The sequence below is a fragment of the Labilibaculum filiforme genome (assembly GCF_002843315.1).
Lineage (GTDB): Bacteria > Bacteroidota > Bacteroidia > Bacteroidales > Marinifilaceae > Labilibaculum > Labilibaculum filiforme.
This window is the reverse complement of the sequence record NZ_MVDD01000007.1, coordinates 178,274-197,867: the sequence shown is the minus strand read 5'-3', so window position 1 is coordinate 197,867 and position 19,594 is coordinate 178,274. Positions and strand designations below refer to the sequence as shown.

At 34.1% G+C, this 19,594-nt stretch carries 15 protein-coding genes; 12 read left to right on the top strand and 3 right to left on the bottom strand.

The genetic code is table 11. The features are described from left to right. Positions 1 to 77 precede the first annotated feature (77 nt). Positions 78 to 1,913, top strand: coding sequence for a glutamine--fructose-6-phosphate transaminase (isomerizing) (gene glmS, locus BZG02_RS11575; RefSeq protein WP_101261595.1), 1,836 nt, complete (start codon positions 78 to 80; stop codon positions 1,911 to 1,913). A gap of 53 nt (positions 1,914 to 1,966) precedes the next feature. Here the strand turns inward: glmS and rfbB are convergent, their stop codons facing one another. Then, on the bottom strand, positions 1,967 to 3,022 hold the full coding sequence (gene rfbB / locus BZG02_RS11570) for a dTDP-glucose 4,6-dehydratase (RefSeq protein ID WP_101261594.1): 1,056 nt from the start codon (positions 3,020 to 3,022) through the stop codon (positions 1,967 to 1,969). A gap of 247 nt (positions 3,023 to 3,269) precedes the next feature. On the opposite strand from rfbB, the gene BZG02_RS11565 reads away from it, so the two are divergent. Beyond that, a complete protein-coding gene (locus BZG02_RS11565; RefSeq protein ID WP_101261593.1) occupies positions 3,270 to 4,214 on the top strand; it encodes an HU domain-containing protein in 945 nt (314 codons plus the stop codon). A gap of 59 nt (positions 4,215 to 4,273) precedes the next feature. Here the strand turns inward: BZG02_RS11565 and metG are convergent, their stop codons facing one another. Continuing rightward, positions 4,274 to 6,316 (bottom strand): methionine--tRNA ligase, encoded by a 2,043-nt coding sequence (metG, locus tag BZG02_RS11560; RefSeq protein WP_281253684.1) that lies wholly within the window; start codon positions 6,314 to 6,316, stop codon positions 4,274 to 4,276. Positions 6,317 to 6,506: 190 nt separating this feature from the next. Here metG and BZG02_RS11555 point away from each other — a divergent pair, with 190 nt between their 5' ends. Next, positions 6,507 to 7,424, top strand: a complete 918-nt coding sequence (locus BZG02_RS11555; RefSeq protein ID WP_101261591.1) for a S66 peptidase family protein — start codon at positions 6,507 to 6,509, stop codon at positions 7,422 to 7,424. Positions 7,425 to 7,431: 7 nt separating this feature from the next. After that, positions 7,432 to 7,797: a YraN family protein gene (locus tag BZG02_RS11550; RefSeq protein WP_101261590.1), complete on the top strand. Its 366-nt coding sequence runs from the start codon at positions 7,432 to 7,434 to the stop codon at positions 7,795 to 7,797. Here the strand turns inward: BZG02_RS11550 and BZG02_RS11545 are convergent. Then, complete coding sequence (locus tag BZG02_RS11545) at positions 7,794 to 8,195, bottom strand: response regulator (protein WP_101261589.1); 402 nt, start codon at positions 8,193 to 8,195, stop codon at positions 7,794 to 7,796. The two genes, BZG02_RS11550 and BZG02_RS11545, sit on opposite strands and share 4 nt — an antisense overlap. A gap of 288 nt (positions 8,196 to 8,483) precedes the next feature. Here BZG02_RS11545 and BZG02_RS11540 point away from each other — a divergent pair, with 288 nt between their 5' ends. The 8 genes from BZG02_RS11540 to BZG02_RS11505 all read left to right on the top strand — a co-directional run bounded on the left by BZG02_RS11540 (position 8,484) and on the right by BZG02_RS11505 (position 19,526). Next, entirely contained in the window at positions 8,484 to 8,849 is a 366-nt protein-coding gene (locus BZG02_RS11540; protein WP_101261588.1) for an MmcQ/YjbR family DNA-binding protein, read from the top strand. 46 nt (positions 8,850 to 8,895) lie between these two features. After that, positions 8,896 to 10,074, top strand: coding sequence for a C1 family peptidase (locus BZG02_RS11535; protein WP_101261587.1), 1,179 nt, complete (start codon positions 8,896 to 8,898; stop codon positions 10,072 to 10,074). 172 nt (positions 10,075 to 10,246) lie between these two features. Continuing rightward, on the top strand, positions 10,247 to 10,801 hold the full coding sequence (locus BZG02_RS11530; RefSeq protein ID WP_101261586.1) for an RNA polymerase sigma-70 factor: 555 nt from the start codon (positions 10,247 to 10,249) through the stop codon (positions 10,799 to 10,801). 113 nt (positions 10,802 to 10,914) lie between these two features. Beyond that, positions 10,915 to 12,093, top strand: coding sequence for a FecR family protein (locus BZG02_RS11525; protein WP_101261585.1), 1,179 nt, complete (start codon positions 10,915 to 10,917; stop codon positions 12,091 to 12,093). Between the two features lie 96 nt (positions 12,094 to 12,189). Next, complete coding sequence (locus BZG02_RS11520) at positions 12,190 to 15,840, top strand: SusC/RagA family TonB-linked outer membrane protein (RefSeq protein ID WP_101261584.1); 3,651 nt, start codon at positions 12,190 to 12,192, stop codon at positions 15,838 to 15,840. A gap of 6 nt (positions 15,841 to 15,846) precedes the next feature. Further along, positions 15,847 to 17,298 carry a RagB/SusD family nutrient uptake outer membrane protein gene (locus BZG02_RS11515; protein ID WP_101261583.1) on the top strand — a complete coding sequence of 484 codons (1,452 nt, stop codon included), beginning with the start codon at positions 15,847 to 15,849 and terminating at the stop codon, positions 17,296 to 17,298. 21 nt (positions 17,299 to 17,319) lie between these two features. After that, a complete protein-coding gene (locus tag BZG02_RS11510; protein ID WP_101261582.1) occupies positions 17,320 to 18,270 on the top strand; it encodes a substrate import-associated zinc metallohydrolase lipoprotein in 951 nt (316 codons plus the stop codon). Continuing rightward, entirely contained in the window at positions 18,270 to 19,526 is a 1,257-nt protein-coding gene (locus BZG02_RS11505; RefSeq protein ID WP_101261581.1) for a DUF4302 domain-containing protein, read from the top strand. Before BZG02_RS11510 ends, BZG02_RS11505 begins: the two co-directional genes overlap by 1 nt. Positions 19,527 to 19,594: the final 68 nt, after the last annotated feature.

Sequence of the window (19,594 nt, the reverse complement as noted above, 5' to 3'; positions counted from 1 at the left end):
GTGAGCGAATTGTGTTTAACTAGGCGATTATTTTTTAATAAGTTTCGCGTGGTACCGAAACTGAAATATTTGTATTTATGTGTGGAATAGTTGGTTACATTGGGGATAAGCAGGCTTATCCTATACTAATTAATGGTCTTAAAAGATTAGAATATAGAGGGTATGATTCGGCTGGAGTCGCTCTGCGTACAAATCGGACTCAGGTATTTAAGTGCAAGGGAAAGGTTCAGGATCTGGAAAATCATGCAAAAGGAAGTGATGTTTCGGGAAGTATCGGAATAGGGCATACACGTTGGGCAACTCATGGGGAGCCAAACGACCAAAATGCACATCCACATAGTTCTATGAATAATAAATTTGTAATTATTCATAACGGAATTATTGAAAACTACTCTTCTTTAAAAGAAAAACTAATTAAAAGAGGATACACTTTTCAAAGTGATACCGATACGGAAGTTTTGGCAAATTTGATTGAGTATATCTATTTGAAAGGGGAAGTTTCGGCGGAACTTGCTGTTCGATTAGCTTTAACCAAAGTGGTTGGAGCCTATGGTTTGGTGGTTATTTGTGATGATGAGCCTGATAAATTGATTGCTGCCAGAAAAGGAAGTCCATTGGTTGTTGGTGTTGGGAACGGTGAATATTTTCTTGCCTCGGATGCTACTCCAATTATTGAATATACAAATAGCGTTATCTATTTGAACGATAATGATGTTGCAATAATAAGTCGAGATGAATTGGTTTTAAAAACTATTCAAAATGACAAGCTAACTCCTCATATTCAACAACTAGATTTGGATATTGAGCAAATTGAAAAGGGTGGTTACGATCATTTCATGCTAAAGGAAATTTTCGAACAAACCAGTTCTATTCACGATACTATTCGAGGAAGAATTTCTACAACAAATAAAGAAGTATTTTTAGGGGGAATAAATGATGTTATTCCGCAATTAGTAAATGCTCGTAGAATATTAATTATTGGGTGTGGTACTTCGTGGCACGCTGGAATGGTTGGAGAATATTTATTTGAAGAATTCGCTAGAATTCCAGTAGAGGTAGAGTATGCTTCTGAATTTCGTTACAGAAATCCCGTAATTTTTAAGGATGATATTGTTTTGGCAATTAGTCAGAGTGGTGAAACTGCGGATACTTTAGCAGCGATTAAATTGGCTAAAGAAGCAGGAGCTACTGTTTTGGGTATTTGTAATGTGGTTGGTTCTAGCATTCCTCGCGAAACTCATGCGGGAGTTTATACTCATGCTGGTCCAGAAATTGGAGTTGCATCTACAAAAGCATTTACAGCTCAGGTTACTGTGCTTACTATGATGGCAATGCTTGTTGGATATCGTAAAGGAACTCTTTCGAAAGAGGTGTATCAAGAACTAATTGCAGAGTTTGCTAATCTCCCAGAGAAAATCAAGAGAATTTTAGATAAGGAAGAGGATATTAAGGAATTGTCGAAGAAATATATGGATTCAACCAATGCTCTTTATTTAGGACGAGGATTCCTATTTCCTGTAGCTTTGGAAGGTGCTTTAAAATTGAAAGAGATTTCTTACATACATGCAGAAGGATATCCAGCTGCGGAAATGAAACATGGACCAATTGCACTTATTGACGAGCAAATGCCAGTTTTTGTTGTTGCCACAAAGGATAAATCTTACGAAAAAATAGTTAGTAACATTCAGGAGGTAAAAGCCAGAAAAGGTCACGTAATTGCTATTGTTACCGAAGGAGATACGGTGATTAGTGAGATGGCCGATCATGTGGTGGAAATTCCTGAAACATTGGAACCATTAGCACCTTTGTTAACAGTTATTCCTTTTCAGCTAATATCCTACTATATAGCTGTTTATAGAGGTTGCAATGTGGATCAACCAAGAAACTTAGCTAAATCGGTTACTGTAGAGTAGTTGAAAATTCAAAAAAATTAAGAGCGATGTGTTTCATTCACATCGCTCTTTTTTTATCGGTTGGTATATTGTTGCTCGTAGAACTTTTCGTAATCACCTGATAGTATATTTTCTAGCCAATCTAAATTTTTGAGATACCAATCAATTGTTTGCTCAAATCCTTCTTCAAATTGAATACTTGGCTTCCAGCCTAGTTCTTTTTTAATTTTTGAAGCGTCGATAGCATATCGCTGGTCATGACCTGCACGGTCTTTCACAAAAGTGATTAGTTTTTGTGAACTTCCTGTTTCGCGATTCATTTTTTTATCCATGATATCGCATAGTTTCTTCACTAAATCAAGATTGGTCCATTCGTTATTTCCTCCAATATTATAGGTCTCTCCAATTTTTCCATTGTGATAAATGGAATCGATAGCCAAAGCATGATCTTCTACAAATAACCAATCTCGAATATTATCACCTTTTCCATAAATTGGTAGTGGTTTCGAGTTTTTTATATTATTTATTACCAAAGGAATTAGTTTTTCGGGAAACTGATTTGCACCGTAATTATTCGAGCAATTCGATAAAACAACCGGAAGCTTATAGGTGTGAAAGTACGCTCGTACCAAATGATCCGAACTAGCTTTTGAAGCTGAATAAGGGCTCCTGGGATCGTAAGAAGTTGTCTCGGTAAATTTTCCTGTCTTGCCTAAAGAACCATAAACTTCATCGGTGGAAATGTGATAGAATTTCTTTCCCTCCATATTATTAGTCCAGCATTCTTTTGCTGCATTAAGAAGGTTTACTGTTCCTACAATATTGGTTGTGATAAATGCTAACGGATCAGAAATGGACCGATCTACATGAGATTCGGCAGCCAAATGCAGAACGCCTTCAAACTTAAATTCTTTGAACAATTTGGATACAAATGCCAAGTCTGTAATATCACCTTTAATAAAAGTGTAATTAGTTTTGGTATCAATGTCTTTTAAATTTTCCAGGTTGCCAGCGTAGGTCAAAGCATCAAGGTTAATAATTTGATAGTTTGGATATTTATTTACAAATAAACGAACCACGTGCGAACCTATAAAACCCGCACCTCCTGTAATTAATATATTTTTTTTCACGTTCAGATAATTTTTAAAGTGATACACCTTTAAAATGCTTAAGCTATTTTTAAAGGAGAAAAATAGTGGAAACAGTTGATAATTATTTCGATGTTCATCAAAAATACAATAATTTCCTTGATAACTTATTTGTATTTAGACTTGTAAATTTCTTTTTGTATTGCGAAAAGCTTGGTTTATAGTTAATTATTTTTTTTAGGGGGTTTTCGGTTTGAGAGGTATGTATTTTTGACTATATTTGTGTATTATGCTGGAAGTATCAAAATATATTAAAGACCTCTTATTTATTCACGATTGTGTGATATTGCCTGGGTTTGGTGGCTTTGTAGCCAACTATAAACCTGCACATATCAACAATAGTTTAAATATTGTATCTCCTCCATCCAAAACTATTGGATTTAACCGTAATTTATCGAAAAACGATGGTTTACTGATTAATAGATTGGCCGAATCGGAAAATTTGAGTTATTCAGAGGCTACAAAATCGGTTCAGTTTTTTACTGAAGATATTCGTGTGCGAATTCAACGTGGCGAAAGAGTTGTATTGAATCAGGTAGGATGTTTTTATAACGATAGAAGGCATAATATGCTGTTTGAGCCATCTAAAGAGCTTAATTTTTTGGTGGATGCGTTTGGTATGGAGCAAATAGAGCTTCCTCAACTTTCGGTATTTACTGAAGAAAAGGTGCATCCAGCAATTATATCGCAAGTTAAAGTAAGAAGTCTTTTTACTACAAAGCGTTTGTGGTATGCTGCGGCAACAATTCCATTTCTGCTAACTATTGCTTTGCTTCCTATGAATACCGAACGTTCGTTTATGGGTAATGAGGCTTCTTTAGGATTATTGGAAGGTAAAAAGGAAATTACGGAGAAAATTGTTCCGTTAAAGCCTGTAATTTCGCCACCTGAAGAAATGGTGAGATTTGAGCCTAAACTTAGAAAAGAAGCGAAACTGGATGATTTGCAAGAGGGAAAGTTTTATTTAATTTCAGGTAGCTTTACTTCCATTGAAAATGCAGAGATTTTGAAACAAGAATTAATTTCCAAGTCTTATCCGGCAGTAATAATAAAAAATAAAAATCTATATTCTGTTGCAATTAATCAGTTTGAAAAAAGAACAGATGCAGATCATTTTAAGAAACAAGTAATTGCTAAGAATTCGAAAGCGTTTTGCTGGATTCTAGAAAAATAAAGAATTAAAAAAAAGCGCTTTCCATTGTAAAGCGCTTTTCTTTTTACTTCAATTTTGAGTTATCTTATTTCAGAACCTGGTTTTATTTTTGTGTCTGGAGAAACAAAAGATAATTTTCCGTCGGCATCTTCAGCCATTAAAATCATCCCCTGAGATTCAATTCCTTTTAATTTTTTTGGTTCCAGATTTACAAGTATACTAACTTGTTTACCAATAATTTCTTCCGAAGTGTAGTGTTCTGCTATACCCGAAACTACAGTTCTTTGATCGATTCCAGTATCAACAGTTAACTTTAATAATTTTTTTGTTTTTGCTACTTTTTCAGCGGCAGTAATTGTACCAACTCGAATATCTAATTTCATAAAATCATCGAAATTAATATTTTCTTTTGCCGGAGCAACAACTCGTTTTTCTGCTTCGTTAGAGGCTTTTGTAGTTAAAAGTTTATCTACTTGGGCTTGAATAGTTTCATCTTCAATTTTTTCGAAAAGTAAAGATGCTGTATTTATTTGGTGATGATCTGCAATTACATTAGCACCAATATTTTGCCAAGCAAGTGGCTCAATATTTAAAAATTGGCGAAGCTTGATTGCAGTAAACGGCAGAAATGGTTCTATTAAAGTAGATAGGTTCGCTGTAATCTGAAGACTAATATTCATGATTGTTTTCACCCTTTCTTCATCGGTCTTAATCAATTTCCAAGGTTCGGTATCTGCCAAATATTTATTTCCTAATCGTGCTAAACCCATAGCTTCTTTTAATGCTTCTCGAAAATGATAGGTTTCAAGATTCTTCTCCACTTGTTCTTTAAAAACAGGAATTTGAGCTAATGTTTCTTTATCGAAATCGGTTAATTCTCCTTGTGCAGGAATTATTCCCTTATAGTATTTGTGTGTTAGCACCAAAGCACGATTCACAAAGTTGCCAAGAATTGCTACCAATTCATTGTTATTTCTAGCCTGAAAATCTTTCCAAGTAAAGTCATTATCCTTTGTTTCTGGAGCATTTGCAGTTAAAACATATCTTAAAACATCTTGTTTATCAGGGAATTCTTCTAAGTATTCGTGTAACCAAACCGCCCAATTTCTGCTGGTCGAAATTTTATCGCCTTCTAAATTTAGGAATTCATTAGCAGGAACATTTTCTGGTAAAATATACGATCCTTCCGCTTTTAGCATTGCAGGGAAAATAATGCAGTGGAATACAATATTATCTTTACCAATAAAATGAACCATTTTTGAATCATCAGCTTTCCAGTATTTTTCCCAATCTGGTGTTAATTCTTTAGTGGCTGATATATAGCCTATTGGAGCATCAAACCAAACGTAAAGAACTTTTCCTTCAGCACCTTCAGCAGGAACAGGAACTCCCCAATTAAGATCTCGGGTTACTGCTCTTGGATGTAAACCAGTATCTAACCACGATTTACATTGTCCGTAAACATTAGGTTTCCATTCTTTGTGTTCTTCTAAAATCCAGCTTTTTAACTGATTTTCATATTTGTCTAAAGGTAAATACCAGTGTTTAGTTTCTTTTAATTCAGGTTTATTTCCGGTAATTGAAGAAGTAGGATTGATTAGATCCGTAGCATTTAATGAGGTACCACAACTTTCACATTGGTCGCCATATGCACCTTCACTATTACAATGCGGACAAGTTCCAGTAATATATCTGTCGGCAAGGAATTGATTTGCTTGGGAATCGTAATACTGCTCACTTGTTTTTACAATAAACTCCCCTTTGTCATTTAAGGTTTTAAAAAAATTAGATGCAGTTTCGTGATGAACTGGTGAACTTGTTCTAGAGTATATGTCGAAGGTAATTCCAAATTTCTCAAATGAATCTTTGATAATATTGTGATACTTGTCCACTACATCTTGTGGAGTAATACCTTCTTTTTGAGCCTTGATTGTAATAGGTACACCATGTTCGTCAGAACCTCCAATTAGTAGTACATCTTCTCCTTTCATTCTAAGATATCTTGTATAGATATCTGCAGGAACATATACACCTGCTAAATGTCCAATATGAACTGGTCCATTTGCATAAGGTAAAGCCGTAGTAACAAGTGTTCTATTAAATTTCTTCATTTGAGATTTTATTTTTCTTAAGGAATTTCCTTTATTGTTTTGAGAAAAGGGATTCCTCTGTTAATTTTGGTTACTTATTATTGATCGAAATTCGGTTTTTCAACCAGAATTGTTTGCAAAGATAAGATAGAATTGGCAAAAACGTAGTTATCCATTTGTATTTTATTCTTAATTTGTGCTTACTTCAAAAAACTAAATAGATATGTATCAGCCGGCTGCTTTACTAAAAGGAGATAAAATTGGAATCATTTCTCCAGCAGGAAAAATTAATCCAGAAAAAGTGGGAGTTGCAGTGAGTAAATTAGAGCTTGCTGGATATAAAGTAGTTTTAGGAAATCATGTTTTTGATGTGGATAATCAGTTTGCAGGTTGTGATATGGATCGCTTACGCGATTTTCAACTTATGCTTGATGATCCTGAAATAAAAGCAATTCTTTGTGCACGAGGTGGATATGGAAGTGTGCGAATACTAGAGCATTTAGATTTTGACTTATTCATTCGCAGTCCTAAATGGATAGTTGGATATAGCGATATTACTGTGTTTCATAGCTATTTGAATAATATATTGGGAGTAGAAAGTTTACATGCTACTATGCCTATTAATTTTCCTTCCGATGTGGATGTAAATAATTCCATATCTACACTTTTTCAATCTTTATCGGGAAATTTTCAGAATTATGAAATTGTTTCTCATTCGTTAAATCGTATGGGAAGGACTGAGGGAGAATTGGTAGGTGGAAATTTGTCTATTTTATATAGCTTAAGAGGAACTGCACTGGATTTTGAAACTCATGGAAAAATTCTTTTTATAGAAGATGTTGGAGAAGAGCTCTATCATTTGGATCGGATGATGCGGAATTTTAAAATGGGTGGAAAGTTATCAGAACTGCAGGGATTGATTGTTGGTGGAATGAGCGGGATGAAAGCTGGAATTCCTGAATTTGGGAAAACGGCTTATGAAATAATTTTGGAGTCGATTGATAATTACTCCTACCCTGTTGTATTTGATTTTCCGGCAGGACATATTCAGGAAAATTGGGCTTTGCCATTTGGAAGATTCCTAAAAATGGATGTTAGTGAAAAGGGAGCGAAATTTATTTGGGATAAGGTAGGGAAATAAGTTAAATATGGCAGAACACAATGATTTAGGGAAATTAGGTGAAGATCTTGCTACAAATTATCTTCTTAAATGTGGGTATCGAATCCTTGATAGGAATTGGATCTACCAAAAAAAAGAGCTGGATATTGTAGCTCTAAAAGATAATCTTTTGGTAGTGGTAGAAGTTAAATCACGATCTACCGAATATTTTGAGCATCCAGCAGATGCGATTACACTATCAAAAATAAAATTTTTGGTGCGCGCTACGCAAGGGTATGTTGATTCGAAAGAAATAGAACAGGAAGTACGCTTTGATGTTATTAGCGTGATAAAAAAAGGTTTAAAGTTTGAAATTGAGCATATAGAAGATGCATTTAGTGCACCTATCGATTAATCGGCAAGGTATTTATCGATAGTAGCTAAAAGTTCCTCAAAACGAATAGGTTTGGATAAATAATCATCACATCCAGCATCCAAAATACGTTCTTTATCTCCTTCAAGTGCATACGCAGTTTGTGCAATAATAGGAATTGTTTTATGGTTTTTTTTGATTCTACGTGTGGCTTCGCAACCATCCATTATTGGTAATCGAATATCCATTAAAATCACATCAATATTATCTGATGCTTCAATTATATCTACTGCTTCTTTGCCATTTTTTGCCCACAGCAATTTTGATTCAGTTCTACTAAGAGCTGCATCAAAAAACATGTTGTTAATTTCTTCATCTTCTACAATGAGAATTCGCTTGTTTTTCCAATTATATTTTTGGGCGTAGCCAGTGTCTTTCATGGGTAAATATATCTATTCAACATTCTTACGTGAACTAAATATACAAAATTGGGTTAAGTAAAAAAAAAACATTTCTACGAATATTGAAAAATACATTCTATAAAATTATCTAAATGGCAGTATAGTAGAGAGTTAAAATATTCTAAGTAAGGTTAAATAAAATTATGCTTTCCTTGTGGTTTGGCTTAAAAAAGGAGTATTATTCATCTTAACACCTAGCATTTTAGAATTTTATTGAAAAGTATTTATATTTGTTTTCATGATTTAATAACCAACTAACATATACAAATGAATATTGAGGAGCTGAGGGAGTATTGTCTTTCAAAAATTGCGGTAAGCGAGGGATTTCCTTTTGATGAGGAAACTTTAGTTTTTAAGGTGCTGGATAAGATGTTTTTGTTGACAAATATTACCGGAGAGCTTCGAATGAATGTGAAATGTGAGCCGGAAAAAGCCATTGAATTAAGAGAAGCTTACTCATCGGTATTGCCTGGATATCATATGAATAAAAAATATTGGAATACAGTAGTGTTAGATGGGAGTGTATCGAACCAACAAATTGAGGAGTGGATTGATGATTCGTACGATCAGGTGGTGAATAAAATGACTAAAACGAAACAGAATGAATTAAGGAATTGGAAACAGATTAAATAATAAGTTCCTTTAAATCTTAATACTAACAACAATTACGAATTAAACTATGAAGAAAATACTTTTAGTACTCATTATTCTTGTCTTTTGTAGTAATAATCTGATAACAGCGCAGGAAACAACAACCGAAAAGCAATATTCTACAGTAGTAGATATTCCAACAAGCTCAGTCAAAAATCAACAAAGTACTGGTACTTGCTGGTGTTTTGCTGGTATTTCATTTATCGAGACAGAATTACTTCGTTTAGGAGAAAAGGAAATCGATTTGTCAGAAATGTATATCGTTCGCTTGGCTTATTCTCAAAAAGCAAAAAGATATTTTCGTTATCATGGAAAAGGAAATTATAGCGAAGGAGGACAAGCTCACGATGTTTTAAATGTGGTGAAGGAGAATGGATTTGTGCCGGAAAGTATCTATTCAGGAAATAGATATGGAAGCGATTTTCATATTCACAAAGAAATGGTGCAATCAACCAAAGCTATGATGGATGAAATCGTTAAAAATCCAAATAGAAAAATCACACCAGTTTGGGAGGAATCGGTAAATGGAGTATTAGATACTTATATGGGAAAAGTACCAACTAGTTTTGAAATGGATGGAGCTAAGTATACACCGGTTTCGTATGCAAAGAAATTAGGTTTTAATCCGAACGATTACATCGAATTGACTTCCTATAATGATCATCCGTATTATCAGTTGGTAAATTTAGAGATTCCGGATAATTGGTCGGATGATTTGTACTACAATGTTCCGATGGAGGAGATGATGAGTGTAATTAACTATGCTTTGATGAATGGATTTTCGGTTTGTTGGGATGGAGACGTTAGCGAATCGGGTTTTTCTCATCGAAATGGTTACGCAACACTACCAGCTGAAAAAGCCGTGGATATGACCGATTCTGAAATTGCAAAGTGGGAAAATAGTCTTGCTAAAAATGAAAAGGAGAATTCTACTACCAGTAGCGAGCAGGAAGTAGATCAAAAACTTCGTCAGACTACCTTTGATAATTTTGAAACAACAGATGATCATTTGATGCATTTAACAGGAATTGTTAAGGATCAAAATGGAACGGTTTATTATAAAACAAAAAATTCTTGGGCAGCTAATAGTAATCAATTTGGAGGTTATTTAAACATGAGCGAAGCTTATGTGAAACTTAAAACAGTTGCCATAATGATTCATAAAGATGCAGTTCCAAAAGAGCTGAAGAAGAAATTGGCTTTGTAATTTACAGTACTAAATAGGTGAATGGATGTTCGTTGAATATCCATTTTTTTTGTGCTGTAAAAATTGAAGATTAAAAGCTTTAGTGAAAATAGTTTATTCATAATATGTATTCTTTTAAAAATAATTTATAATATTGTTATCCCTATTTTACTATTATTAACCACTATAACCTATGAAAACTTTTGATCAAACTTTTCTAAATTTATTTAGAAATGGTAATCAAGACTCGTTTAAACACTTGTACGACAAGTATTTTGATGTGTTGTTTTTGTTTGGCCAAAAATATATTTCGGGACAAGATATTGTTGAGGATATTATTCAGGAAAGTTTTATTAAAGTTTGGGAAAAGAGAGCTACTTTTTATCATGAAGCAGCATTGCGTGCATTTTTATACAAAACGGTTCGCAATTCTTGTTTGAATCAAATCGAACATCAAAAAGTTCGTAAATCGTACGAAGGACAAGTCAATAAAACTATTTGCGACGAAGATTATTTTCTTCATAATGTGATAGAGGAAGAGGTAAGTCGAATGATTAAAGATACGGTTCAGAAATTACCAGAATCAGCTAGACTGATTTATTTATTAAGTTTAAAGGGGCTGAAGAATGCCGAAATTGCCGAAGATTTAGATATCTCTATCAATACAGTTAAGACACAAAAGCAAAGAGCAGGCAAGTTTTTAAAAGAGAACTTAAAGAATTTATTTACGATATTATATTTCGTTTAAAAGTCGGAATAAATACTTGCAGGAGAAAAAGGGTGATAAAAGTTAAAACTTTTGTCACCCTTTTTTTTATCTCACCTGTTATAGTAACTGTTAATCACACAGAAAATAGTAATATGAACAATTTACCATTTGGTTTTAAAATTGCAGATTTGATTGTAAAGAGGCTTGAGGGGAAGCTGAATGCAGAAGAAGAGCAGTTTTTGGAAGAGTGGAAATATGCAAAGGAGGAGAATCTTGTGCTGTTTCATCAACTTGCACAAAACCCTGAGAAATTGTACTTCAATAAGGAAGCAAAACTTGAAAGTGCCAATAAAAAAGAGGTTTGGAAACAAATACAAGCTAAAGTAAAAAGAGAAAGGCGAATTCAATTAAAACAACAAGTATTGAAGATTGCTGCAGTATTAATTGTAGCCATTAGTGTTGGTGGGTTTTTATATACTATTCATGAGACTGCTGCAAAGGTTGAACCAGTAAGTATTTTACCAGGTAAAAATCAAGCTTTACTAGTATTGAGTGGTGGACAGAAATATCAATTAAGCGAAAAAGTAAATTTAGAAGAAAAAGGTACGCAGATATCTAATAGTTCGAAAGAGCTTGTTTATCGGAATTCAACTGAAAAACCTAGTGCGAATCAGTTGGTATATAATACAATAATAATTCCTAAAGGTGGGGAGTATAAATTGACTCTTGCCGATGGAACCAAAATTTGGTTGAATTCAAATTCTAAATTAAGATACCCTTCGCAGTTTGGAACAGGCGATAGAAGAGTACAATTGGAAGGAGAGGCGTTTTTTGAAGTAGCAAAAGATAAAGAGCACCCATTTATTGTGGATGTAACTAGTGTTGAAGTGAAAGTGCTGGGAACTTCCTTTAATGTGAATGCTTATAATGATCAGAATGAAATAGTGACCACCTTGGTTGAAGGTAAAGTAAAAGTGAACGATGATTTTCGTGGAACAAGTATGGATTTACTGCCGAATGATCAGTTGTGTTTTAATAAGCACAATGGTAAAGTCTCGAAAAGAGTGGTGGATACAAGATTATATACTGCATGGAAAGACGGACGTTTTGTGTTTGAAAATCGGAGTCTTGAAGATATCATGATTAGTTTGTCGCGATGGTATGATGTGGATGTGTTTTTCCTGACGAATAAGGTAAAACAATTAAAATATACTGGGGATGTTGCTCGCTATGATAATATCAACAATATTCTGGATATGATTGAAATAACTGAAAAGGTGAAATTTACTATAAAGGATCGTAGTGTTATGGTCGAAGAAAATTGCAAATAAAAAGAAGCCGGAGTCTGCAGCCACAAACTCCGGCAAAGTCAATAAACATTTCTTTTTGAGGAGAAATGAAGTACTAACCAAATCACATTCAAAATTATGAAAAAAAATCGGGAAAAGTCTTTTATGCAGAAAAGAAAACCATTTCTTGCAAAAAGACTCTTGCTTTTGTTTCTTGTAGTTAATGTCTTTAGTTTTCAGGCATTGGCAAATCTTCAGGGTGAAATTCTGGAGTTAGAAATGACAGGAGGTTCTTTAATTGAGGTTTTCGCAAAAGTGAAAGAGAAAACCAATTACACATTTTTATACAATGTTGACGACATTAAAGATGTGAATAACGTTACGATTAGTGCTGCACCTAAAAGTGTAAAAACAATACTAACGGATGTTTTAAAAGATACAGGCTTAACCTACGAGATTCGCGACGAGGTGATTATTATTAAGCCAGAGGCAAAACCAAGTCCTTCAAAACAGGATACTAAATCTGTGTTGGAAGAAAAAAAGGTTAACGGTGTTGTAACTGATAATACAGGTGTCGGATTACCAGGAGTTTCTGTTTTTATTAAAGGTACTAGTATTGGAACTACTACTGATATTGATGGAAAATACAACATTCAATTACCAGATGCATCGGAGGCCATATTGGTTTTCTCATTTATTGGAATGGACACTCAGGAAATCGGAGTTAAGGATCAAAAGACAATAGATGTTGTTTTGGTTAGCGGTTCGGAACAAATCGATGAGGTTGTGGTAACAGGATATCAGAAAATTGATAGAAAGTTATTTACAGGATCGGCAACTACTATAAAAACCGAACAGGTAAAACTATCAGGTGTTCCCGATGCAAGTAGAGCATTGCAAGGTGCAGTTTCTGGTGTTGAAATCGCAAATGTTTCGGGTACATTTGGTGCAGCTCCTGTTATTCGTATTAGAGGGAATGCCTCTATTAATGGATCAAATAAGCCTTTATGGGTAATTGATGGAGTTGTAATGGAAGATGCCGTTGAAGTATCCAATGAGGATTTAACGTCAGGAAACTTATCTACTGTTTTGAGTTCTGCATTAGTTGGTATTAATCCAGAGGATATTGAATCTTTTCAAGTTCTTAAAGATGCCTCAGCTACTGCTTTGTATGGAGCAAGAGCAATGAACGGAGTTGTTGTAATTACAACAAAGAAGGGTAAAATTCAAAAAACAACGGTTAATTATAGTAGTAATATTACTATTAAAAGTAAGCCATCTTATTCGCAATTTGATATTATGAATTCAGGTTCAGAGATGGAAGTTTATCAAGAACTTTATGAAAAAGGTTGGCTTGATGTTGCAAAAGGCTCTACTGCAAGATCTCATGGTGCAATGGGGAAAATGTTTTATAAAATTGCAAACAGAGAGCTTGCTTGGGGACCAAATGGCGATTTGAACTATGATTATTTACAAGCTTATGCGGATTCAAACACAGATTGGTTCGATGTTCTATTTAAGAATTCAATACAACAACAGCACTCTGTTTCTATAAATGGAGGAGATGAAAATACCAAAGTTTATGCGTCTGTTGGTTACTTAAATGATAGTGGACAAACGGTAGCTGATAATGTAAAAAACTATACTGGTCAGCTTAAAGCAGATTTTAAACTTTCTCCAAAATTAAGAATTGGTCTGAAATTATCAGGGAATGTTAGAGATCAACGCCTTGCAGGTTCTAAAGATCGCGAGTTCAATACAATTTCTGGTGTATATGAACGTAATTTTGATATAAATCCTTTTAATTATGCGTTGTATACAAGTAGAAGTATACGACCTTTTGACGCAGATGGGAAAAAAGAATTTTTTAGAAGAGATTATGCCCCTTTTAATATCTTACACGAAGTGGATCACAATTTTGTAGATCTTAAAGTGAATGAGTTGATATTTCAAACCGACTTAGAGTATAAAATTAAGAAAAACTTGAAGTTTAATACAGCATTACAAGGACGTTGGTATACTAGTAAGGCTGAGCATAAAATTCATGAAAATTCTAATCAGGCCGAATCTTACAGAGCCGACAATCCTCTTTTTAGAGAGAGTAATGTTTACTTATTCGATGATGCTGATGATCCTGCTAGTTATCCTTATTCCGTTTTACCTAAAGGTGGATTTTTAAACACTACAGATTATTCGTTGAATAGTTATTATATGCGTAATAGTTTAGATTATTCTTTATCTATTGACGATACTCATAATTTTAACTTCCTTTTAGGTCAGGAAATTAGATATAATGATCGGGTAAAATCCTATAACGAAGGTTGGGGATATATGTATGATAAAGGAGGGCTAATTGTTAGTGATCCTAATTTTATTAGATACTTAGACGCTCGTGGCGATGATTATTTTTCACGAACTCCTACTCAAGGAAGATATTTAAGCTTTTTCTTAACCGGAGCGTATTCCTACCAAGGAAAATATATAATAAATGCAACCGCTAATTATGCTGGTGATAATAGAACTGGGAAATCTACGAACTCTCGTTACTTACCAACATGGAATGTTAGTGGGGCTTGGAATATTAGCGAAGAAAATTGGTTTAATCGCGATGGGGTAATTGATATGCTAAAAGTGAAAGCAACTTATGGTCTTTCTGGTGATAATCCGGTTGGGGCTAGTGGTGCTTTAACTCTTTATGGCAGAGAGCCGTTAAGACCTACTGCGGATGATAGAGAAACTGTTTTAGATATCGAGAATCTTGAGAATGGAGAGCTTACTTTTGAAAAGTTGTACGAGTTTAGTACTGGAATTGAAGTTGCTTTATTAAAAAATAGAATCTACGCTGAATTTGAATATTACCAAAGAAATTCGAAAGATCTACTAGGAATTGTTGAAACTAGTGGAGTTGGAGGCGTAAAATATAAGTATGGAAACATAGGTGAAATGGAAGTGAATGGTGTTGAAATTACCTTAAATACCAAAAACATTGAAACACCTAAATTCAAATGGTCTACCCTTTTTACTTTTAGTTATGGAAAAGATAAGATTACTAAATGGGAAAATCGGGCTAGCATTGGAAATGCAGTACAAATGTTAGGTACTAATTTAAAAGGCTACTCTAGAGGAAGTTTGTTTTCTATCCCATTTGCGGGCCTTGATTCTAATGGGGTACCAACTTTTTATGGTCCAGATGGAAAAACTACTCAATATGTTAATTTACAGGAACGCGACGATATAGAGAAGTACTTGAAATACGAAGGGCCAACAACACCAAAGGGTTATGGCGGTTTGACAAATACTTTTTCGTATAAAAATCTTTCTTGCAGTTTTTCTTTAGTTTATCGCTATGGAAATAAAATAAGATTAGATGATGCTTATAGAAGTTCTTACTCCGATTATTCATCTCTTCCTGGAGATCTTATTAATCGTTGGCAATTTAAGGGAGACGAAAATATAACTAATATTCCTGCCATTCTTGATATATCTGAAGCTGAAAAACTAGATGAAGCAGGTTTAAATCCTTATGAGCTATATAATAAATCGGATGTTAGAATTGCAGATGGTGATTTTGTTAGACTAAAGGATATTAAAGTTAGCTATCAACTTCCTAAAAGTTTATTAAAAAACACATTTGTTCAATCGGCTAATGTTAGTTTGCAAGGTTATAATTTATGGTTGCTTTATTCAGATAGTAAGCTAAATGGAATTGATCCTGAATTCTATCAATCGGGTGGTATTTCTTTACCATTATCGAGATCTTATACATTTTCGTTAAACGTTAAATTCTAAGTAATAATGAAATCATACATATATATATTAACCATCACAATTGGTTTATTAGGATGGAGTTGTGACGAATATTTGGACACAGCTCCGGATGAGCGACAAGAAATAAAGAAACTAACCGATGTCTCGGAATTAGTTGCGAATTCATACTCTGAAGCCTCCTATGTTTTTTTAGAATGGATGACTGATAACGCAGTTGCATTGTCAAGAAATGATCAATACGAGTGGATGACTCAGAATTTTATGTGGGAACCGGTAACTGCTAATGAAGGACAAGATACTCCTCCTTATTTTTGGTCACAAACATATACCGCTATAGCTCACGCAAATCAGGCATTGGATGCTATTGATGCGGTTGAGAATACAGACGATGATTTAAAAAAAGCCATTAAGGGTGAAGCTTTAGTTTCCAGAGCATATAACCACTTTTTATTAGCAAATATTTTTTGTCAGCATTACGATATGGCAACGGCTTCTTCCGAAATGGGAATACCTTACATTTTGGCTCCTGAGATTGAATTAATCGTAAAGTATGAAAGAGGTACTCTTCAGGAAACTTATAACAAAATAGAAAAGGATTTATTAGATGGAATTGCTCTTTTATCGGACGATTATTATGTGGGATCTGGAAAGTACCATTTTAATAAAGGAGCTGCATATGCCTTTGCTTCACGCTTGTATCTTTTTAAGAAGGATTATACAAACTGTATTAAGTACTCAAATTTGTTATTAGGGGAAGGTCTTTTAAATTCTGTTTTTGTAAGAGATATGGATAAGGTCTATACTGGAACATCAAGTATTGCACTTGCTGATAATTTTACAGAGCCTAACAGTACATCGAATTTGCTTCTTGTGCGAAAAGAAACATTAAATGTAACTCGATCATATAGAGGTTATCGTTCGAATGCCACAATTATGGATGAAGTGTTTGGCGCTAATAAACTTGGTACTGATGATTTTCGCGATGCTCGTTGGGGATATAGGGATGACAAACGTCCTCCTAAATATGGCGAACGCTTTAGATATACTACTGCCACAACAGGATATCCTTATTACATTCATCCAGAGTTAAGAGCCGAAGAAGTTGCGCTAAACCGATGTGAAGCTTATGTTATGAGTAATGCTGAAGGAGCTACAGATTATCTTGATAAAGCTATGGCCGACTATAATATCATGGGCGCAATGTGGTATGAAAATTTTAATCCGCTTACATCGCAAATAATGATTGATGGATATGGAGAATATAATGCCGAAAACATGATGACATTTATTGTAGGGGAAAGAAGAAAAGAGCTTTTCAGAGAAGGAATTAGATGGTTTGATATCAAAAGATTCAAAATGAGTATTACGCATACTTCGGTTACTGGTGAAACAAGTATTTTGAAGGCAGATGATTTACGAAAAGCCATTCAGATTCCTTCAGGTGCTATTGCGAAGGGGATTCAGGCGAATCCACGTTAATTTATTTAAAAATGTTTAGTTATGAGAAGAATACTTAATTATATAAAACCGATAGGGTATGCATTACTCTTATCACCTCTTTTCTTCACTGCTTGTGATAATGAGGAGGATAATACACTTTTTGTTCCTCCTTCAACAGTAGTTTCGGATGATGAAATAGATATTTATTTGCAGGAGAATATGTTGGTAAAGCACAGTACAGCAGTGCGATGGAAATGGCAAGATAAATATATTGATGACGATTATTCTGCTACTCCCGTAAAAAGAGATGTAGTAATTCCTGTCACGAAGTTACTTGAATATTTGTGGTTTGATCCATATAGCTCAGTTAGCGAGGGAGGTAAAGCTTTTATATCTAAATTGTTTCCTCCAGAGCTTGTTTATATTGGCTCCTATATTTATAAAGAGGATGGAAATAGATTATTGGGTTATGCCGAAGGTGGTGCTAGAATTACATTATTAAATCTTAATAGTTATGATTTAACGAATGAGGCATGGTTAACAACTCCTGGAGGAGGAATTCTTGCAACGGTACATCATGAATTTAGTCATTTGGTGCATCAAACTTATGGGATGCCAGTAGGGTTTAATACCGTTTCGGAAAAATACAATGGCGAAGGATGGAGTAATAATGTGACTTTATCAGATGCTATTAAAATGGGAATGGTTAGAAACTATGCAACAATGAACGAGTTTGAAGACTTCTGTGAAATTATTTCGCATTTTTTAACCATACCTAAAGCTACTTTTGAAGAGGTATTTATTAATCAAGCAAGCACAGAAGGGATAACAGACCCTGCAGAAATTGCAAACATTAATGCATTGAATGCGGGACGATTACTTATTGCTAAAAAGCTAAGTATTGTAGTCGATTTCTATAAAAATAGATTTGACATCGATTTGTATGCTCTTCGTGATATTATGGAAGAGCGTATTAACTATGTGGTTACTAATAATGAAATTCCTGAATAATGAAAAATAAATTATTATACCTATTGATATTTATTGTTGGCGGATTCGCATCCTGTGATGAGGATAGTACAGCTGATTATATTTTCGATAAAAGCGTGAATGAGCGTTTCTCAGAATTATATACTGAATACAATACAGTTCTTCAAAGCCCCGCACAAGGTTGGCTTGGATACTATAATCCTAATGGAGAGACTGGGGCTTATTCAATTTTATTAAAGTTTAATCCTAATGGTTCAGTGATAATGCACTCCGACTATAAGTCCGGATTTGCAAATGATACTATTACCTACAGCATTACAAAAAAGCAAGACATTACCTTAACCTTTGAATCTTGGTCTGTTTTTCATGCTATATATGAAACCAATAATAATAATAATGGTGGAGAGTATGTTTTTAATATTGCTAGCGTAAGTGCTGACGAAATTACTCTTGTTAGTAAAACGGATAATGGCTATAATGGCGATGATGTTACAACACTTGTTTTAAAACCAGCGACTATAGAGAACTGGGATTTAGAGCCTGTTATTGCTAATGTTGCAAGATTAGCAGGGGATGCTAATAAATCAATATTTAGAAATTTTGAGCACGAAGGCGAGGCTTTTGCATCATTTAGATATGATGATAGGAATAGAACTGGAGTGATTTCTTATATGAATGATGGCGAGTTAATTAATGTAATCACACCAGTGTTAATTAATGCGAATGGGTTTCAATTAATGAAAGAGGTGAGTATTGAGGGGAAAACAATGCAAAATTTTGTTTATGACCTTGACAATGATGTATTTACAAATACTGATACAAGTATTAAGCTAAGTTATGATAATGCTCCTGCATATACTGTAGATGGTGTTGTTGATCAATTGTTGAGTGTGAATTTTAAAACAATTACTGATTATTCCGCTAATCTAGAAGCTACTATTCTTACTATACAAGATTCTGTGCCGAATTTTAAATCTTTTCAGTTGTACTCCGAATGGGGGTATTTATTGTGTTATGCACCAGGAACTGAAGGGGGAAATTGGTCTGGTTTTTCTAAATTATCATTTACAAAAACAGGAGAAGATCAGCTTACTATTGGTTGGGAAGGTTATACGTATGGTAGTTGGTGGGAAAAAATATATTATAATGCTGGAGGTCAAATGATTTTAAATTTCTTGTTAGACGAGAATGGATTGTATGTTGTTTCAGTGAGTAATTCCGAATTCTACTTAGTAAGTAAATCTGATCCAAGTAAATATTGTTTGGTTGAACTCTAATTAGTTCAAAAGATTTTTAATACAAAGGGGCATTATTTGGAGTCTACAGGTAAATTAGAGCAATATAC